This is a genomic window from Streptomyces chumphonensis (assembly GCF_014779715.1).
Classification (GTDB): Bacteria; Actinomycetota; Actinomycetes; order Streptomycetales; family Streptomycetaceae; genus Streptomyces; species Streptomyces chumphonensis.
Genome location: NZ_JACXYU010000001.1, coordinates 74,604 through 92,374 on the forward strand (window position 1 = coordinate 74,604; position 17,771 = coordinate 92,374).

Below are 17,771 nucleotides of genomic sequence, written 5' to 3' on the forward strand. Positions count from 1 at the left end.
CCCCCGGGGGGCGGACTCCCTGCCGAGCGGGGGGACGGGTCAGGTGGCGACCGCCGAGCGTCCTCGGGACTCCTGGACGCGCCGCGTCAGCCCGGTCAGGACGTTGCCGGGGCCGATCTCGCGCAGCCGGGGGTCGGGGAGGTCGAGGACGTACTCGACCGTCTCGCTCCACCGGACCGGCTCGGTGAGTTGTCGGCGCAGCACGTCGGCCACCCCGGCGTCGCCGTAGGGGCGGGCGGTGGTGTTCGCGATGACGGGGATCCTGAGCCGTCCGAAGACGTAGCGGTCCAGGAACGCGGCGAAGCGCTCGGCGACGGGCCGCATGTGCCGCGAGTGGAAGGCGCCGCTCACCTTCAGCGGGACGACCGTCGTCGCGTGCACCGCGAGGGCGCGCGACGCCCTGCGGACGTCCTCGGGGCGTCCGGAGACGACGATCTGGTCCGGGGCGTTGAGGTTGGCGATGTCGACCTCGCCGCCGTCCGCCTCGATCACGGACCGGACCGTGTCCTCGTCGGCCCCGATGACCGCCGCCATGGCGCCCGGTCCGGCCTGCGCCATGAGGGCCGCGCGTTCGGCGACGATCTCCAGCCCGGTACGGAAGTCGTAGGCCCCCGCGGCGAAGAGGGCCGCGTACTCGCCGAGGCTGTGCCCGGCCACCACGTCGGGGATCACCCCCGTGGTGCGGACCGCGTCCACGTAGGCGAGGGCGTCGACGACGTAGACGGCGCACTGGGTGTACCGGGTGTCGGCCAGCCGTTCGGCGGGACCGTCGAGGCAGAGTCCGGCGATCGAGTAGCCGAGTGCGGAGTCGGCCTGGCGCACCAGGTTGGGGTAGGCCGCGAGCAGTTCCCGGCCCATGCCGAGCCGCTGCGAACCCTGACCGGCGAAGAGATGGACGGTGGTCACCAGCTGCTCCGGTTTCGTGTCGCGGAGGCCAGCGCCCCCAGCCGGTCGGACAGGACGCGGGCCGCGCCGCGCATCAGCATCTCGCCGAGCTCGTCGACGTGGCGGTCGCGCCAGTGCTCCCACGCGGTGCCGCGCAGGTGGGCGTTGAGGGCTCCCAGCGCGGGGCCGCAGTTGATCTGGTAGTCGACCTGGTGCTCGGCGGAACCGCTCATGGCCAGTCGGATCGACTGGACGAAGTACGCCTTGAACACCAGCAGCATCTTGTGCTTCGGGTCGCGTTCGGCGAGGTCCAGGGCCGCGGGGTTGGCCTTCTCGTAGTACGCGCGGGTCTCGTCCCACACCTCGTCGAAGCTGCGCCGGAAGTAGCGGCGCTGCAACTGCCGGGCCGTGCGCTCGTCGAGCTCCTCCAGACTTCCGTGGCGCTGGTAGAGCTCGTAGAGCCGGTTGGCCCGGGCCGGGTAGAACAGCCCGCGCCGCAGCACCTGGGCGCGCGCCCCGGTCTCCAGCATGTCCCCGGCGGGGACCACCGCCATGTCGTGGGCCTCGGCGGTCTGGAGCATGTCCTTGACCCGCTCGCTGGTGCCGCACTCCGCGGTGCACTGGTTGATGCTGCCCGTGAGCACGAAGTCGGCGCCGAGGACGAAGGCCGCGGCCACGGCCTCCGGAACGCCCAGCCCTCCGGCCGCCCCGACCCGCACCCCGGCCGCCGCCGGGAAGTCCCGGGCGACGCGGTCCCGTTGCCGGACGGTGTCGGGCAGCAGGACGACGAGCTGCCGCTGGTCGGTGTGGCCGCCCGAGTCCGCCTCGGCGCACACGTCGTCGGCCAGCGGGATCCGCTCGGCCAGTGCGGCCTCCTCCTGCGTGACGCGCCCCTCGGCCAGCAGGGCGTCCACCAGGGCGCGCGGTGCCGGTTCCAGGAACCACTGGGCCACCTCGGGCCGGGAGATCTTGGCCAGCACGCGGTGGGGGGCCCGCACCGAACCGTCCCGGCCCCGGTGCAGACCGCTGAGCCGGTAGTGCACCAGCGCCGGTGTCGGCCGGATGAAGGAGGCCGCCTCGACCCGCCGCACCCCGTGCCGGAGGAAGAGCCGGACCTGCTCGTCCTCCTTGGCCGGATTCTCGTGGGAGGCCAGCAGGTTGAGCCCGTAGGGCCGGTCGCCGAGTTCGCGGGCGAACCGCTCGATCGCCGAGACGATCTGACCGGTCCGCAGGCCGCCCGTGCCGAAGTAGGAGAGCAGGCCGGCGCGGCCCATCCGGACCACCATGTCCTCCGAGGCCACCGCCTTGTACATCGACCCGGCGACGTAGGCGTACCGCGCCCCGTGGTCCGCGCGGAAGGCGGAGCTGCCCAGGGCCTCCGGCGTGATCACGCCGGGCTCCCGGGGGTGCGGGTCGTTCGGTGCGACCAGTGTGGTCACCTCTGTCTCCCCTCGGCGCGCCGACTCTGCTCCACGGTCGACCTCAGCGGGCCCCCGCCGAGCCGCGCTGCTCGTAGCGGTCGAGGATGGCGGGCATCTCCCCGCTGACGAAGCGGAGGAAGCGCTCCATGTTGGCCAGCCGCACCAGCCGCTCCTCGGACGCCCCTTCGGCCCTCAGCTCCTTGAGCCCCCGCTCCGTGACGCGGTGGAAGTCGGGGAACTCGGCGAAGATGCCCCGCACCTTGGGGCCCCAGCTGTTCTCCCGGAGGCGGATCGTGTAGTCCCCGTCCAGCGGCCCCGAGCGCTCGAAGACGCTCACGGGGTCGTTCTCCGGGGTGAGCTGGTCGACGATCCGGTCGATGGCGGCGCGGGGCACGCCGAGGACCTTCTCGATCTCGGCGGGGCTCTGGACCGGCGGGTCGCAGATCATCATGTACCCCACGACACGGCCGCGGTCGTGCGGCATGCCGTCGTTCTCGAAGTAGTACTGGGCGACCTTCTCGACGAAGGCCCTCTCGCCGTCGTCCAGGAGCGCTGATGAGGTGGCGTCGGTCATGCGGGTTTCCCCTCGCTGCGGGTACGGGTCGTCAGGCGGAGACGGTGCGGCGGTGTTCCTCCCACCGCCGCGACATGTCGGCGAGGTCGCCGACGATGTGTCCGAAGAGCTCCTCGATCTCGGCGACGCGCTTGCGCCGCTCCGCACCGGCGTCGGCCAGCGCCTCCAGGCCGAACTGGAAGATCCGGTGGTACTCGGGCCAGCTGGCGAAGGTGTCGGACACGGCCTTGGGGTACCCGTCGTCCACGAGGCGGTAGCGGGGTTCGCGGCCGGGCTCCTCGACACGCTGGTAGAGACCCGCCAGCGTCAGCTGCTCGATGAGCTGCTCGATGGCCTCGGGGGTGGCGTCCACCGCGGCGCAGATCTGCTCCAGGGTCTGCTCCGGCGGGTCGCTGATGATCATCCAGGCCATCACGCGTCCCTTCTCCCAGGTCACACCGTGCGCCGTGTGGTAGTGGTGGGCGACCTCGTCCACGAACGACCGCTCGGCGGCGGTGAGCGTGTCGTACCGCTTCTCCGGCCCGGTGCTGTTCTCCACTGCTTCCGCCCTTTCGCTGCGTCGGACCGCGCCGCGTCCCCGGGGTGCCGGGTGACGAACGGCTTGGACTCGGCCGCAAGCGTTCCTCAAGGCGCCGCGCGGGCGCCCCCGGAGGACCCCCAGCAGCGACCCCAGTCCATCGCGGGTCCGGCGTGTGAACGCGCTGGTGACGGCCTCGGAGCAGGCTTTCGGAGGACCCGGTTCCGGGGGCTGCGCTGGTCGGTCCCCCGACGGCACCACAACGGCACGGCAGGACAGGACAGGGCACGGCAGGACAGGAGGCGTTCGCGCTCAGGCGGGTGTGCGTTCCCCCACCCGCAGCCCGCGATCGGCCAGCACCCGGGGCAGTTCGGCCCGCCGGCTGATCCCGAGCTTGGCGTAGGCCTGGCTGAGGTGCCACTCCACCGTCTTCACCGTCACGAAGAGGGCCTGGGAGATCTCCCGGTTGCTCATCCCCTCCGCCGCCTTGCGGGCGACCCGCTCCTCCGCCGGGGTGAGCGAGGCCGGGGAGCGCAGCGTGCCTCCGGCCAGCCGGTCGCCCGCCAGGCGCAGTTCGGCCCGGGCGGCGTTCTCCAGAGCGGAGGCACCGCTGGTGCGGGCGAGCTCCAGCGCGTGCTGGAGTTGCTTCCGCGCGGCGCTGCGGTTCCCGTCGCGCCGCAGGACGGAGCCCAGGGCGAGCAGCGTCCGGCCCCGGTCCGGGAGGTAGGGCAGCGGCTCGAGGATGTGGTGTGCCTCCTCCAGCCGGCGCAGGCCCTCCGCTCCGCCGAGCCGTTCGCCGTAGGTGCGCAGGGCCACCGCGAGCGGCCGGGCCGCACCGAAGGCGCGGGCGTGCTCGACCTCCTCCCGGGCGATCCTGCGGGCCGTGCCCGGATCGGCGGTGAGCGCCACCGCGTGCACGGCGTCGGGCAGCACCGCGCAGACGGCGGCCGGGTACCGCCAGCCCTGCCTGCGGACCTGTTCCCGGCAGGCGCACATCTCGGCGAGGCCCGCCTCGTGCTCCCCGAGGCGGATGCGCAACCGGGCCCTGGCCAGGCGCAGCGGGACGAAGTGGGCCGCCTCCGGGAGGCGGTCCGCGAGGTCGAAGCGGGCCAGGAGTTCACGGGCCTCTTCCGGCCGCTGCGTGTCGACCAGGCAGTGGACGAGCGCCGCCGCGGCGAGCGGAACGCCCATCGTCGTCAGTCGGCGGGCGTCGTGATCGCCCAGCACCCCGCGCGCCAGCGCCTCGGCCTCGGCCGTCCGTCCCGCGTCGAGCAGGACGCCGGCGCGCAGCGCCGCCGCCGTCGCCCCGGCCAGGAGCCAGCCGGCCTCCGACGCCTGGACCACCAGGTCGGAGAGGATCCGGTCGGCCAGGTCCGGGCGGTCGCACTGGGCCAGGGTCCAGGCCGCCACGGAGGCGTCGGTGATCTCGGTGTCGTGGGTCGGCAGCCGGAACGTGCGGCCGGCCGCCGAGGCCAGCCGCCTGACGCGGTTCACCGGCAGCCCCCGGGCCATGGCCTCGAACGCGGCGTGCGCCGCCGGAAGCGGACCGCGGCCGGCCCGGGCGCCCCTGCTCCGCCGGCCGGACCCCCCGGCGAGACGGGAGGCCATCGAGGCGGCGGAGGACCAGTGGGTGAGGACGGTCCCGCCCGGCTCCTCCTCGGCCAGCTGGCCGAAGACGCGGACGGCCTCCTCGGAACGGCCCACGGCCAGCAGGGCCAGGCCCATGTCCAGGCGCACCCGCAGGTCGCGCTCCGCGTCCGGGGAGCGGACCAGTGCCTGCCGCAGGTGGACGAGCGCCTCCGGGTCGCGCGAGCGCAACTGGGCCGACCCGAGGGCCCCGAGCAGGCGGGAGCGGTCCGGGGCGGACAGCGGTTCGGCCAGGGCCCGGCGCAGGTAGCGCACCGCGTGCTCCGGATGCCCGCCGCGCATCTCCTCCTGCGCGGCCGACACGAGGACGTCGGCGGCCCACCGCGCGGTGCCCGGCTCGGCGCGGCACAGGTGACCGGCGACCGTGGTGCTGTCGGCCCGCGCGGCGTACAGGCAGTGGGCCGCCCGGCCGTGGGCGGCGCTGCGGATGTGGGCGGGTGTCTCCGCGAACAGGATCCGCCCCAGCTCCGGTCGCTGGAAGGAGTAGGGCAGCCCGGGACCGAGGACCCCGACGTCCCGCAGCCCGGCGGCCTGCGCCGCCGCCTCGGCCTCGCCGAGTTCCGCCACGACCGCGCAGTGCCGGGGCCGGGCGTCGGCTCCCAGGACCGCGACGGCCGTGGCCAGCGCCGTCGCCTCGTGCGGCAGTCGGCTCAGCTGGCGCAGAAGACGGCGGGCGACCCTGGCGGGAGTCAGGAGCGGGACCTGTTCGGCGGTGGAATCCACCGGGGCCAGTCCGTGGCGGTGCAGTTCCTTGAGCAGTTCCTCCAGGTGGAGGGGGTTGCCGCCGGTCGTGGCCAGGCACGCCGCCGAGAAGCCGGCGTGGGGTTCACGTCCGAGGCGCTCGGCTATCCGGCGGCGGACCGCTTCGGGGCTCAGCGGCGCGAGGACGGCGTGGGAGGCCGACGGCAGCACGGAGGCGGACGTGATGAGGTCGCGGGTGTCGGCCGGGCCCGACTGGCCGCAGCTCAGCACGAGCAGGATGCCGCTGCCCTCCAGGCGGTTCGCCACGTAGTTCACGAACCGCAGGGACTCGACGTCCGCGCAGTCGGCGTCGTCGATGAGCAGGAGGAGCGGGCGCTCCCGCGCGAGGTTCCGGCACAACCAGTACAGGCCGTGCAGGGCGGAGTAGAGGTGGTCGTCCCGCGAGGCCGTGTCCTCCAGGCGCGGGTTGCGCGTGTAGTCGAAGAGGTCCCCGGCCAGGACCGCCGGACCGACCAGCGCGCCGTCCAGCACCTCCGAGGGCCCGACCCCCGAGCGGCGTTCGAAGAGCTGCCGCACCACGCCCCACCGGAAGCGCTGTTCCAGCACGTTGCCCCGGGCCTGGAACACCTGGAAGCCGCGGTCGGCAGCGTCGGCGCGGACGGAGGCCAGCAGGCCGGTCTTCCCCAGCCCGTCGCCGCCCTCGAAGATCACCATCGCCCCGTCCCCGGAGCCCACCCGTCGCAGGGCGGCGTCCGACAACGCGAGCTCGTCGTCGCGTTCGAGTAGAGAACATGCCTGTCCCATCGCGCATCCCTTCGCACAGAACCGAAATGAATCTGACGGACGGGAACGGCGGAGCTAGGTGGGACGCACCCGCCCCTGGGGTCGGAGGGCGGCGTGGACATACGAACTGAACAGCGAAGACGTCATCTTCGGTTCCCCCGAGTACGCGGTGAGGTCGGCACCTGTATGTGTTCGGAAACTAACACGACGGCGGGAGGGCGACTATGCCTGCGACATGGCGGCGGCCTGCGGGAGGCGCCCGTCGGCGACCCCGGTCGCCACAGCACGACGCCTCCCGGCGGACCGAAGTCCTCCGGGAGGCGGGTGCGTGGGACGTCAGGCGGGCCGCAGGCTCACCGGCAGCTTGTCGAAGCCGACCATCTGCGGGGGCACGGCCCAGGCGATGTCGCCGTCGCGGTCCACGGTGATCTCCTTGAACCGGTCGAACAGGACGTTCAGCACCAGCCTGGTCTCCAGCCGACCGAGCGCGTTGCCGATGCAGTGGTGGGTCCCGAAACCGAACCCGAAGTGGCGTCCCTCACTGCGCCGATGCACGTCGAACGCCTCGGGCTCGGGGAACTGGCGCTCGTCGCGGTTGGCGGAGCAGAAGCTCGCCGCGACGTGCTGGTTGGCCGGGATGGTCACCCCCGCCAACTCCACCTCCCGCGTGGAGGCCCGCAACCCCGTGGTGATCGGGGGGCGGTGGCGCAGCACCTCTTCGACGGCCTGGGGAATCAGCGCGCGGTCCGCGCGAACGGCCTGGCACGCCTCGGGGTTGAGGTCCAGCAGGTCGATCGAGTTGGCGATGGTCATGGTGGTGCTGATGTGGCCGCCCGCGAACATCACGTTCGCGAAGTTCACGGTCTCGTCCTCGGTGAGCCGTTCGCCGTCGAGTTCGGCGTTGGCCAACCGGGTCAGCATGTCGTCGCGGGAGGCGCCCTTGCGTTCCCGGACGCGCTCGCGCAGGTAGGCGATGGCCTCCTGCTGAAGCTCGCCGAGGGCCTCCAGGTAGCCCTCCTGGGCCATCTCCTCGGGCGTGACGTTCATGACCTTGCGCGCCCAGTCGTAGAAGAGCACCCGGTCCTCGGCGGGCAGTCCGAGGATCTCCAGGATCACGGCGATCGGAATGGTGTAGGCCAGGTCGGCCACCAGGTCCGCCTGGTCCCGGCCCATCATCTCGTCCACGATCTCGTTCGTGATGCGGATGATCTGCGGTTCGTAGGCGGCGATCGAGCCGGGTGTGAACGCCGTGCTCAGGATCTGCCGCACCCGCGTGTGGCGCGGCGGGTCCATCTGCGGGAGGCTCTCCAGCCCGGACTCGGGAAAGCCCATGCGGTGCATCTCGGACGAGTACGTGCCCGGGTTGGTCAGGACGTGCCGGGCGTCGGCGTAGCGATACACCACCCACCAGCCGGTCTGCGCGTCCCTGTGCACCGGATGCTCGTCCCGCATCAGTCGGTACCAGTCGTAAATGGCGGGGTCGTTCACGTTCGGCTGCGGAGGTACATCGTGTTCGGCGTCGGACACCCCATCACCCTTCTCACCCGGCGGGTCGGCCAGGGCAGCATCACGGGCCCCGGACCCCGCACGCACCGGGGAACGCCCCAGCACCGACCCCAGCAGAGGGGGCCGGTGCCGGGGCGGCACGGATCAGGCGTTGACGTCCCGGCGGTTGAACCGGAACAGGCCCACCCCGACGAACACGGCCGAGGCGACCACGAGGACGGCCGCGTCGGCCCACTGGAAGCCGTTCCGCAGCGGCTCGCCCCCGATGTAGTAGTGGAACGGGGTGAGCCAGGCGAGCCAGTCGGCGTCGAGCTGACCGGCGAAGGTGCTGGCCGTGTAGGCCAGGACGCCGACGGCGGCGCTGGCTGCCAGGACGACGTTCCGCTTGCCCGTCGCGGCCCCCACCCCGAGGGCCAGGGCGCCGAAGAAGACCGCGAGCAGCGCCAGGTTCAGGCACTGCGCCAGGAACTCCAGCGGCGTGACGCTCGTCAGCTCCGCACTGCTCCGGACGGTCAGCAGTCCGAGCCAGACCAGCACGGCGATGGCCAGGGCACCGACGGTCAGGGCCCAGAAGCGCTGCGCCGCCAGGCTCGTCCGCGTCACGGGGTGGGCCAGCAGGAGGTCGAGCTGCCCGCTCTCCTCGTCGCTGGCGACGGCGCGGGAGCCCGCCATGATGCCGTAGACCATGGCCAGCAGCGGCAGGATGACGCCGAACACGCTCGCGTGCAGGTAGCCCGCGGCGGTCGCGTCGATATTGAGGCTCTCGCGCAGGGCCTCCGGAAGGTTGGCGGTGTTCTCCTTCTGGGACGGGTAGGTGCTGGCGTACACGACGCCGACCAGGGCGATGCCGACGGCCCAGCCGATGAGGCCGCGGCGGCTGTCGGTGAGGGACTTGGCGAAGACGGCGGAGCTCACGTGGGTCCTTTCGAGGGTTCCGGGCGACGGGCGGCGGTCAGGACCGACTCGCCGACGTCGCCTTCGGGGCGGCTTCCGCGCCGTCGTAGTAGGTGTGGAAGAGCTCCTCCAGGGCGGGCTCGGTCGCCCGCAGGCTGAGGACCGTGTGCGCGGCGAGCGCCTTGACCAGCGCGTCCGGGCTGCCCGCCACCTGGCCCGTCAGGACCGTCCGCGTCTCGTCCAGGCGCAGCCGGTCGGCCCCGGCCACGTCCTCGAACGCGCCCGGGGGGACGGCCGCGTCGAAGGTCACCTCGATGTCCCTGACCGTTCCCGAGCGCAGGTTGGCCACCGCGTCGAGGGCCACCAGGCGCCCGTCGCGGATGATGCCCACGCGGTCGGCGACGGCCTCCACCTCGCTCATGATGTGGCTCGACATGAAGACGGTCTGCCCGGCGGCCGAGGCTTCGGCGACCATGTCCAGGAACGTCTGCTGCATGAGCGGGTCGAGGCCGGCGCTCGGCTCGTCCAGGATCAGCAGCTCCGGCTCGTGCATGAACGCCTGCACGAGACCGACCTTCTGCCGGTTGCCCTTGGAGAGGCTCTTGATCCGGGCCGTCTGGTCGAGCCCCAGCCGGTCGGCCAGCGCGTCGATCGCGGTCTGCGGGACGCCGCCGCGCAGAGCGGCGAGGAACCGCAGGTACGCCCGGACCGACTGGCGACCGTCGCAGACGAAGTCACCGGGGAGGTAGCCGACCCGGCGGCGCAGGGCCACACCGTCCGCACGGGGGTCGAGCCCCAGCACCCGCGCCTCACCCGACGTCGGCCTGATCAGGTCGAGGAGCAGCCGGATCGTCGTGGACTTGCCCGCGCCGTTGGGCCCGAGGTAGCCGAACACCTCGCCCCGCCTCACCTGCAGCGTCAGCCCGGTGAGGCCGCGGCGCGCACCGTACGCCTTGGTGAGCTCTCGGAGCTCCATCACATTGTCCATGGCGACAGAGTAACAGGATTCAGAGAATTTTGAAGCCTCTGATTTCTGTTCGGATTCGTTATGCTGGTCGGAGTTGTCGAGGAGGAATCGCGTGGACGAGATGGACGAGAAGGACGCACAGCTCCGTGAAGCCGCCGAGAGGCTCGCGCTGACGCTCTCCGAGAGCGGCATGCAGAAGGCCACGGCCCGGGTCATGACCGCGCTCCTCTTCAGCCGCCACGAGACCATGACCGCGGCCGACCTGTGCCAGGAGCTCCAGATCAGCACCGGCGCGGTCTCCGGCGCCGTCAAGCAGCTGATCCCCACCGGCATCGTCGAACGCGCGCCGGCCCCCGGAAGCCGCCGCGACCACTACCGCTTCCGCGAACACGCCTGGGCCACGTTGATGGGCAAGCAGAACGCCCTGCTGGACAGCATGTGGGACGCGGCCTCCGAGGGCCTCAAGGTGGTGGGCAAGGACAGCGCCCCCGGCCGCCGCCTGGACGAGATGCAGCACTTCTACGGCTTCATGCAGCGGGAGATGGCCGCCCTCATCGACAAGTGGCTGGAACAGTACGAGGCCGGCCAGGACTGACCAGGCCTCCGCGCTGCGACGCGGAAACGGTCGCGCCCCGGACCGTGCGTCCGGGGCGCGACCGTTCGCGGTACGAGGGGGCTCAGGCCCCCATCATGTGCACGCCGCCGTCGACGTGCACGATCTCCCCGGTCGTCTTGGGGAACCAGTCCGACAGCAGGGCGACCACGCCGCGCGCGGCCGGCTCCGGGTCCGTGAGGTCCCAGGTGAGCGGGGCGCGCGAGTTCCACACGTCGGCCAACTCCTCGAAGCCCGGGATGGACTTGGCGGCCATCGACTTGATGGGCCCGGCCGAGACGAGGTTGCAGCGGACGTCCTTCTCGCCGAGGTCGCGGGCGAGGTAGCGGGAGGTCGACTCCAGCGCGGCCTTGGCCACGCCCATCCAGTCGTACTTGGGCCAGGCCACCTGGGCGTCGAAGTCCATGCCGACGACCGAGCCGCCGCGCTGCTCCAGCAGCGGCAGCAGGGCCATCGTCAGCGACTTCAGGGAGTAGGCCGAGACCTCGACGGCCGTGGCGACGGACTCCCAGCCGGTGTGCAGGAAGTTCCCGCCGAGGGCGTCCTGGGGGGCGAACCCGATGGAGTGCACGACGCCGTCCAGCCCGACGCCCTCACCGAGGTGCTCGGTGACGCGGGCGGCGAGGGAGTCCAGGTGCTCCTGGTTCTGGACGTCCAGTTCGATGACGGGCGCCTCCTTGGGCAGCCGCCGGGCGATCCGCTGCACCAGGGTCAGCCTGCCGAACCCGGTGAGGACGACCTCGGCACCCTCCTCCTGGGCGAGCCTCGCGACGTGGAAGGCGATCGACGCGTCCGTGAGCACCCCGGTGACCAGGATGCGCTTGCCGGCAAGCAGTCCACTCATATCGTTCAGTGCCCCATGCCCAATCCGCCGTCAACGGGAATGACGGCTCCGGTGATGTACGCGGCCTCGTCCGAGGCCAGGAAGCGCACGGTCGCGGCGATCTCCTCGGGCTGCGCGTAGCGGCCCAGCGGCACCTGGTCGGTGATCGAGGCGCGCTGCTCGTCGCTCAGCACGCGGGTCATGTCGGTGTCGACGAACCCGGGCGCCACGACGTTGCAGGTGATGCCGCGCGAGCCCAGCTCCCGGGCGAGGGAGCGGGCGAAACCGACCATCCCGGCCTTGGAGGCCGCGTAGTTGGCCTGACCGGCCGAGCCCAGCAGGCCGACGACGGAGGAGATGAGCACGATCCGACCGGTGCGGGCGCGCAGCATGCCGCGCGCGGCGCGCTTGACGACGCGGAAGGTGCCCGTGAGGTTGGTGTCCAGGACGGACGCGAAGTCGTCCTCGGACATGCGCAGGAGGAGCTGGTCGCGGGTGACACCGGCGTTGGCCACCAGCACCTCCACCCGGCCCTGCTTCTCCTCGATCTCCTTGTAGGCCTGCTCCACCTGCTCGGGGTCGGTGATGTCGCACTTGACCGCGAGGAACCCGGCCGGCGGCTCGCCCGACCGGTAGGTGATGGCGACCTGGTCGCCGGCGTCCGCGAGTGCGCGGGCGATGGCGAGGCCGATGCCGCGGTTTCCTCCGGTGACGAGAACCGAGCGGCTCAAGGGACCACCCTTCCAATCTGTCGAGCTGTGCGTCGTGTCCGTCGCGTGGTCGCGGCCCGGTCCTGCCGGGTCGGGCCGTGCACCATGCAAACTATCGGTCCCGCCGACGCGGCACGGACTCGGGCGCCCACAGGGCCCCCGGCACACCCCTGTGGACTTCCTACAGAACCCGCGGTCCGCCCCGCCGGTGGCCCGGAACCCGGTGGGAATCGCGGCGGGGGCAGGGCATGATCGGCGTGCGACCTCGGGAGGACTGCTGTGCCACGATCGATCGACGAGACCTTCGCGGCGTTGCCGCTGCGACAGCTGGCGGACGCCGCCCTGGCCCGGGCCAGGGCGCTCGGCGCCGACCACGCCGACTTCCGGTGCGAGCGGGTGCGCAGCGCGGACTGGCGGCTGCGGGACGCCCGGCTCTCGGGCTCCTCGGACACCACGGACGCGGGATACGCGGTGCGGGTGGTGCACGGCGGGGCGTGGGGCTTCGCCGCCGGTGTCGACATGACGATGGAGGCGGCCGCGCGGGTGGCCGCCCGGGCGGTGTCGATGGCCAAGCTGTCGGCGCGGGTGATCCGGGCGGCCGGCTCGGACGAGTGGGTGGAGCTCGCGGACGAGCCGGGGCACGGGGAGCGGACGTGGATCTCCTCCTACGAGGTGAACCCCTTCGACGTCCCCGACGAGGAGAAGACGGGACTGCTGCGCGAGTGGAGCGAGCGGCTGCTGGCCGCCGAGGGCGTCGCGCACGTGGACGCCGCGCTGCTCGCGGTGCAGGAGAACAAGTTCTACGCCGACACGGCGGGCACGACGACGACCCAGCAGCGGGTGCGGGTGCATCCGCAGCTGACGGCGGTGGCGGTGGCGGAGTCCGGCGAGTTCGACTCGATGCGCACCGTCGCCCCGCCGGTGGGACGCGGTTGGGAGTACCTGACGGGCACCGGCTGGGACTGGGACGCGGAGCTGGCCGTGCTGCCGGGACTGCTGGCGGAGAAGATGGCGGCGCCGAGCGTCGAGGCGGGCGCCTACGACCTGGTGGTGGACCCGACGAACCTGTGGCTGACGATCCACGAGTCGGTCGGGCACGCGACGGAGCTGGACCGGGCGCTGGGCTACGAGGCCGCCTACGCGGGCACCTCGTTCGCCACCTTCGACCGGCTGGGCACCCTGGAGTACGGCTCGCCCGCCATGAACGTCACCGGTGACCGCACGGCCGAGCACGGGCTCGCCACCATCGGGTACGACGACGAGGGCGTGGAGACGCAGTCCTGGGACCTCGTCCGGGACGGGGTGCTCGTCGGCTACCAGCTGGACCGGCGCATCGCGCGGCTGACGGGGCTGGGGCGCTCCAACGGCTGCGCCTTCGCCGACTCCCCCGCGCACGTGCCGGTGCAGCGCATGGCGAACGTCTCGCTGCGGCCCGCGCCGGACGGACCGTCCACCGAGGAGCTGATCGCCGGGGTGGAGCGGGGCATCTACGTCGTCGGGGACCGGTCGTGGTCGATCGACATGCAGCGCTACAACTTCCAGTTCACGGGGCAGCGCTTCTTCCGCATCGAGAACGGCCGGCTCGCCGGGCAGCTGCGGGACGTGGCGTACCAGGCCACCACGACGGACTTCTGGGGCTCGATGGAGGCGGTCGGCGGGCCGCGGACGTACCTGCTCGCGGGGGCGTTCAACTGCGGCAAGGCCCAGCCGGGCCAGGTCGCCGCCGTGTCGCACGGCTGCCCGTCCGCGCTCTTCCGCGGCGTCAACATCCTCAACACCACCCAGGAGGCCGGCCGATGAGCAAGCCCACCGCACCGCACGAGATCGTCGAGCGCGCCCTGGCCCTGTCACGGACCGACGGGTGCGTGGTCATCGCCGAGGAGGAGTCGTCGGCGAACCTGCGCTGGGCCGGGAACGCGCTGACGACCAACGGCGTCACGCGCGGGCGCGGCGTCACCGTCGTCGCGACGGCCGACGGCGGGCGGGGCACGGCCTCCGGTGTCGTCTCGCGGGCGGGGGTGACGGAGGCCGACCTGGAGCCGCTGGTCCGGGCGGCGGAGGAGGCCGCGCGCACGGCGGGGCCGGCCGAGGACGCCCAGCCGCTGGTCTCCGGCGTCGCGGCGTCGGCGGACTTCACCGCTCCGGCGGCCGAGACCTCCGCGGAGGTGTTCGAGGACTTCGCCCCGGCGCTCGGCGCGTGCTTCGCGGCGGCCCGCGCGGGCGGCCGGAAGCTGTACGGGTTCGCCCACCACGGCGTCGTCTCCACCTACCTCGGCAGCTCCACCGGGCTGCGGCTGCGGCACGACCAGCCCACCGGGACGCTGGAGCTGAACGCGAAGACCGACGAGCACAGCGCCTGGACCGGACGCGCGACCCGTGACTTCCGGGACGTCGACCCGGCCGAGCTGGACGCGGAGCTGACACGGCGGCTGGCCTGGTCGCGGCGGCGGGTGGAGCTGCCCGCCGGACGGTACGAGACGCTGCTGCCGCCGACGGCCGTGGCCGACCTGATGATCTACCAGCTGTGGTCCTCCGGGGCGCGGGACGCCGCCGAGGGGCGCAGCGTCTTCAGCACACCGGGCGGCGGGACGCGCGTCGGCGAGCGGCTGGCCGGGCTGCCCCTCACGCTGCGCAGCGACCCGGGCCACCCGGGACTGGAGGCGGCGCCGTTCGTCGTCAGCCACGCCTCGGGGGACGACGCGTCCGTCTTCGACAACGGGCTGCCGCTGACGGCCACCGACTGGCTGCGCGAGGGCACGCTGAGCCACCTCCTCACCACGCGGCACTCCGCCGGGCTGACCGGGCTGCCGCTGACGCCGCCGGTGGACAACCTCGTCCTGGACGGCGGCGGCGAGCGCTCCCTGGAGGAGATGGTCGCCGCCTCCGGCCACGACCGGCCCGCGCTGCTGCTGACCTGCCTGTGGTACATCCGCGAGGTCGACCCGGCGACGCTGCTGCTCACGGGGCTCACCCGGGACGGCGTCTACCTGGTGGAGGGCGGCGAGGTGACGGCGGCGGTGAACAACTTCCGCTTCAACGAGTCGCCGGTGGGGCTGCTGGGCCGCGCCACCGAGGCGGGGCGCACGGAGCGCACCCTGCCGCGCGAGTGGTCGGACTACTTCACCCGGGCGGCGATGCCGGCCCTGCGCGTGCCGGACTTCAACATGAGCTCGGTGAGCCAGGGGGTGTGACCGGCATAGACTCTTCCCCGACCCATCCGTTCCCCGATCCTTTGGACGCAACGTGACACGCCTCGGCGATTCCGTGCGGCGCGCTACCGCGCTGCTCGCGCAGGACCTCTCCTCCGACGCCACGGTGGAGCAGCTGCTCACCGAGACGGGCTCGCGGCGTTATATGGACCTCGCCGACCTCCCGGCGAAGGACCAGGCGGAGCTGATCGCCTCGCGCTCGGTGGAGCTGCTGCCGGGTGCGGAGAAGCTGGCCGAGCAGATCGAGGCGCGGCGGGCCGAGGGCCGGGGACTGCACGTCAAGCTCGGCATCGACCCGACGGGCGCGGAGGTGCACCTCGGGCACGCGGTGCCGTTCATCGTGCTCAGCCGCTTCCAGCGGATGGGCCACGACGTGACGGTGCTGATCGGCGACATCACCGCCAAGATCGGCGACCCCTCGGGCCGGACGGCGGAGCGGCCCCCGCTCACGGACGAGGACATCGCCCGCAACCTCTCCACCTACCGGGAGCAGGTGCGGCCGTTCTTCGACTTCGATCGGGTCCGCTTCGTGCACAACAGCGAGTGGCTGGCCGGCATCACCCTCCCGCGGCTGATCGGCATCCTCGCGCAGGTCCCGGCCTCGCAGCTGCTCCAGCGGGAGGACTTCCGCAACCGGCTGGCCGCCGGGTCGGGGCTGACGATGTCCGAGCTGATCTACCCGGTCGCGATGGCGATCGACTCGGCCGAGCTGCACTGCGACCTCGAGCTGGGCGGTGTGGACCAGCTGCTGAACATGCAGATGGGCCGGCGGGTGATGGAGATCTACGGTCAGCAGCCGCAGCTCATCGCCGCCATGCCGCTCATCGAGGGCACGGACGGCTCGGGCGCGAAGATGTCGAAGTCCAAGGGCAACTACATCGCCCTCACCGCGCGGCCCGACGACGTGTTCGGCAAGATCATGTCCATCCCCGACCGGCTGATGGTCCCGTACCTGCGGGCCTGGACGGAGTGGACGGACGCCGAGCTCGACGTCGTCTCGGCGCGGATCGAGGAGCGCTCCCTGCACCCGATGGACCTGAAGAAGGTCCTGGCGGGCGAGGTCGTCTCGGCGCTCCACGGGCAGGAGGCGGCGATGGCGGCGCGCGCCGGGTTCGTCGCCCAGTTCTCGAAGAAGTCCTTCACCGACGTGGAGACCCTGCCGGTGGTGGACGTCGCCGAGCACGGCGGCGAGGGCATCGCGGCCGTGCTCACCAAGGTGCTGCGGTTCACGCCCAGCGCCTCCGCCGCCCGGCGGATCGCCAAGCAGAACGGACTGCGGATGGTCGTCGAGCCGGCGGACGGCGGCGAGCAGCGGGCGGTCGTCCTCACCGAGGGCGAGGCGCTGCGTCCGCTGGCCGAGGTGGCGGCCGAGAAGCTGGCCGAGCTGGACGTGCGGGGCTCGGTGTACCTGAAGGCGGGCCGGAAGGTCGCCGGGGTGAGCGGGCTGTAGCGGACGTGGGGCGCCGGACGGACCCGCTTCGAGGGGTTCCGTCCGGCGCCCCACCCGGTCCGACCGGCGACGGTGGCGCGCTACCGGGAATGGGAGCGTTTCCCCCGCCTGACGGACGCCCACAGGGGCGCTCCGAGGGCGACGATCAGGACGGCGCCGGCGAGTTGCAGCAGGTGCCGGATCCAGTCGATGCCGTCGGTGTCGTCGACGCCCATCCACCCCGCCACCGCGTTGCCGAGCAGGCTGCCGATGATGCCGAAGATGATCGTCAGCCAGATGGGGATGTCCTGCTTGCCGGGGAGGATCGCCCGGGCCAGGACTCCCAGGACCAGTCCCACGATGATTGCCCACAACCAACTCATGTCGCCTCCTCGTGCGGCGGGCGTGTGGACGTGCGACCTCCAGGCTGCCCACAGAACTCCGCCGTGCTCATCCGCTGCTGACCCGAACGGGTGAGGGCGGGCGGCCGGGCCCCGGGGCGGGGCGGCTCGGCGGGTGGGCGTACCGTGGAGGCGTCGGGCGATATCCACGGATACGCCGGGAACGGCGGGCGAGCGGGTGGTTCAGGGTGACGCGGAAGCAGCACGGCCCCGAGGTGTACCGGATCACCGGGGCACGGCAGGGCCTGACGGACGACGTGCGCCGGCGCCAGCGGCGCTATGTGATCTCCATGCTGATCCGGACGCTCTCCGTGGTGCTGACGGTGCTGCTGTGGAACGTGTGGGTCCCGCTGGCGGTGGTGACGCTGGTCCTGGGCGGGGTGCTGCCGTACGTGGCGGTCGTCGTCGCCAACGCGGGACGGGAGAACGCCCCGGGGCTGCCGTCGACGTTCGACGTCCCGCCCGAGCGGGCGGCGTTGGCGCCCTCGCACGTCGAGACGGCCGGTGAGCGACCTCCCGCCCCGGGCGGCGCGGGAACCGGCTCCGCGAGGTTCACGGCACCCGGTGCCACGTCGGCACCGGACGCCACTTCGGGGTCCCGGCGGCACTCGGCCCACGGCTGACGGGCGCCGGGGCGAAGGCTCGGCACCGGCTCGGCCCCATCATGGCCGTTCGGGTCACGCGGGCGTT

At 72.7% G+C, this 17,771-nt stretch carries 16 protein-coding genes; 5 read left to right on the plus strand and 11 right to left on the minus strand.

Annotation, left to right across the window (positions count from 1 at the left end; genetic code table 11):
• Positions 1-39: 39 nt before the first annotated feature.
• From fabD to IF129_RS00240, 8 genes are all read right to left on the minus strand, one after another.
• Complete coding sequence (gene fabD, locus IF129_RS00205; protein WP_191207315.1) at positions 40-906, minus strand: ACP S-malonyltransferase; 867 nt, start codon at positions 904-906, stop codon at positions 40-42.
• The gene (locus IF129_RS00210; protein ID WP_318153467.1) at positions 903-2,324 is read right to left on the minus strand and encodes a PfaD family polyunsaturated fatty acid/polyketide biosynthesis protein; all 1,422 of its coding nucleotides are present in this window, start codon (positions 2,322-2,324) and stop codon (positions 903-905) included. The genes fabD and IF129_RS00210 overlap by 4 nt, the downstream gene beginning before the upstream one ends.
• A 43-nt stretch (positions 2,325-2,367) precedes the next feature.
• Positions 2,368-2,880: a hypothetical protein gene (locus IF129_RS00215; RefSeq protein ID WP_191207316.1), complete on the minus strand. Its 513-nt coding sequence runs from the start codon at positions 2,878-2,880 to the stop codon at positions 2,368-2,370.
• A gap of 31 nt (positions 2,881-2,911) precedes the next feature.
• Entirely contained in the window at positions 2,912-3,418 is a 507-nt protein-coding gene (locus IF129_RS00220) for a hypothetical protein (RefSeq protein ID WP_191207317.1), read from the minus strand.
• 291 nt (positions 3,419-3,709) lie between these two features.
• Positions 3,710-6,550 carry a LuxR C-terminal-related transcriptional regulator gene (locus IF129_RS26645; protein ID WP_191207318.1) on the minus strand — a complete coding sequence of 947 codons (2,841 nt, stop codon included), beginning with the start codon at positions 6,548-6,550 and terminating at the stop codon, positions 3,710-3,712.
• 315 nt (positions 6,551-6,865) lie between these two features.
• Positions 6,866-8,017, minus strand: coding sequence for a cytochrome P450 (locus IF129_RS00230; RefSeq protein ID WP_191207319.1), 1,152 nt, complete (start codon positions 8,015-8,017; stop codon positions 6,866-6,868).
• Positions 8,018-8,179: 162 nt separating this feature from the next.
• The gene (locus IF129_RS00235) at positions 8,180-8,950 is read right to left on the minus strand and encodes an ABC transporter permease subunit (RefSeq protein ID WP_191207320.1); all 771 of its coding nucleotides are present in this window, start codon (positions 8,948-8,950) and stop codon (positions 8,180-8,182) included.
• 37 nt (positions 8,951-8,987) lie between these two features.
• Entirely contained in the window at positions 8,988-9,917 is a 930-nt protein-coding gene (locus tag IF129_RS00240) for an ABC transporter ATP-binding protein (protein ID WP_191207321.1), read from the minus strand.
• 100 nt (positions 9,918-10,017) lie between these two features.
• Here IF129_RS00240 and IF129_RS00245 point away from each other — a divergent pair, with 100 nt between their 5' ends.
• Positions 10,018-10,491, plus strand: a complete 474-nt coding sequence (locus IF129_RS00245) for a GbsR/MarR family transcriptional regulator (RefSeq protein WP_191208193.1) — start codon at positions 10,018-10,020, stop codon at positions 10,489-10,491.
• An 82-nt stretch (positions 10,492-10,573) separates the two neighbouring features.
• Here the strand turns inward: IF129_RS00245 and fabI are convergent, their stop codons facing one another.
• On the minus strand, positions 10,574-11,353 hold the full coding sequence (gene fabI, locus IF129_RS00250) for an enoyl-ACP reductase FabI (RefSeq protein WP_191207322.1): 780 nt from the start codon (positions 11,351-11,353) through the stop codon (positions 10,574-10,576).
• A 5-nt stretch (positions 11,354-11,358) separates the two neighbouring features.
• A complete protein-coding gene (gene fabG, locus IF129_RS00255) occupies positions 11,359-12,063 on the minus strand; it encodes a 3-oxoacyl-[acyl-carrier-protein] reductase (protein WP_191207323.1) in 705 nt (234 codons plus the stop codon).
• 258 nt (positions 12,064-12,321) lie between these two features.
• Between fabG and IF129_RS00260 the strand changes: the two genes are divergently transcribed.
• Genes IF129_RS00260 through tyrS form a run of 3 tightly spaced genes read left to right on the plus strand, consistent with a single transcriptional unit; the run spans position 12,322 to position 16,701 of the window.
• A complete protein-coding gene (locus IF129_RS00260) occupies positions 12,322-13,842 on the plus strand; it encodes a TldD/PmbA family protein (protein ID WP_191207324.1) in 1,521 nt (506 codons plus the stop codon).
• Positions 13,839-15,233 (plus strand): metallopeptidase TldD-related protein, encoded by a 1,395-nt coding sequence (locus IF129_RS00265; RefSeq protein ID WP_191207325.1) that lies wholly within the window; start codon positions 13,839-13,841, stop codon positions 15,231-15,233. Before IF129_RS00260 ends, IF129_RS00265 begins: the two co-directional genes overlap by 4 nt.
• A gap of 52 nt (positions 15,234-15,285) precedes the next feature.
• Positions 15,286-16,701, plus strand: coding sequence for a tyrosine--tRNA ligase (tyrS, locus tag IF129_RS00270; protein WP_191207326.1), 1,416 nt, complete (start codon positions 15,286-15,288; stop codon positions 16,699-16,701).
• Positions 16,702-16,781: 80 nt separating this feature from the next.
• Here tyrS and IF129_RS00275 read toward each other — a convergent pair whose 3' ends face one another.
• Entirely contained in the window at positions 16,782-17,063 is a 282-nt protein-coding gene (locus IF129_RS00275; RefSeq protein ID WP_191207327.1) for a GlsB/YeaQ/YmgE family stress response membrane protein, read from the minus strand.
• 206 nt (positions 17,064-17,269) lie between these two features.
• Between IF129_RS00275 and IF129_RS00280 the strand changes: the two genes are divergently transcribed.
• Positions 17,270-17,704, plus strand: coding sequence for a DUF3099 domain-containing protein (locus IF129_RS00280; protein WP_191207328.1), 435 nt, complete (start codon positions 17,270-17,272; stop codon positions 17,702-17,704).
• Positions 17,705-17,771: the final 67 nt, after the last annotated feature.

Bases quoted from the DNA above. Each gene is read 5' to 3' on its own strand.
- IF129_RS00215 (WP_191207316.1), bottom strand. From the start codon at position 2,880: ATGACCGACGCCACCTCATCAGCGCTCCTGGACGACGGCGAGAGGGCC.
- IF129_RS26645 (WP_191207318.1), bottom strand. From the start codon at position 6,550: ATGGGACAGGCATGTTCTCTACTCGAACGCGACGACGAGCTCGCGTTG.
- IF129_RS00240 (WP_191207321.1), bottom strand. From the start codon at position 9,917: ATGGACAATGTGATGGAGCTCCGAGAGCTCACCAAGGCGTACGGTGCG.
- IF129_RS00245 (WP_191208193.1), top strand. From the start codon at position 10,018: ATGGACGAGAAGGACGCACAGCTCCGTGAAGCCGCCGAGAGGCTCGCG.
- fabI (WP_191207322.1), bottom strand. From the start codon at position 11,353: ATGAGTGGACTGCTTGCCGGCAAGCGCATCCTGGTCACCGGGGTGCTC.
- IF129_RS00265 (WP_191207325.1), top strand. From the start codon at position 13,839: ATGAGCAAGCCCACCGCACCGCACGAGATCGTCGAGCGCGCCCTGGCC.
- IF129_RS00275 (WP_191207327.1), bottom strand. From the start codon at position 17,063: ATGAGTTGGTTGTGGGCAATCATCGTGGGACTGGTCCTGGGAGTCCTG.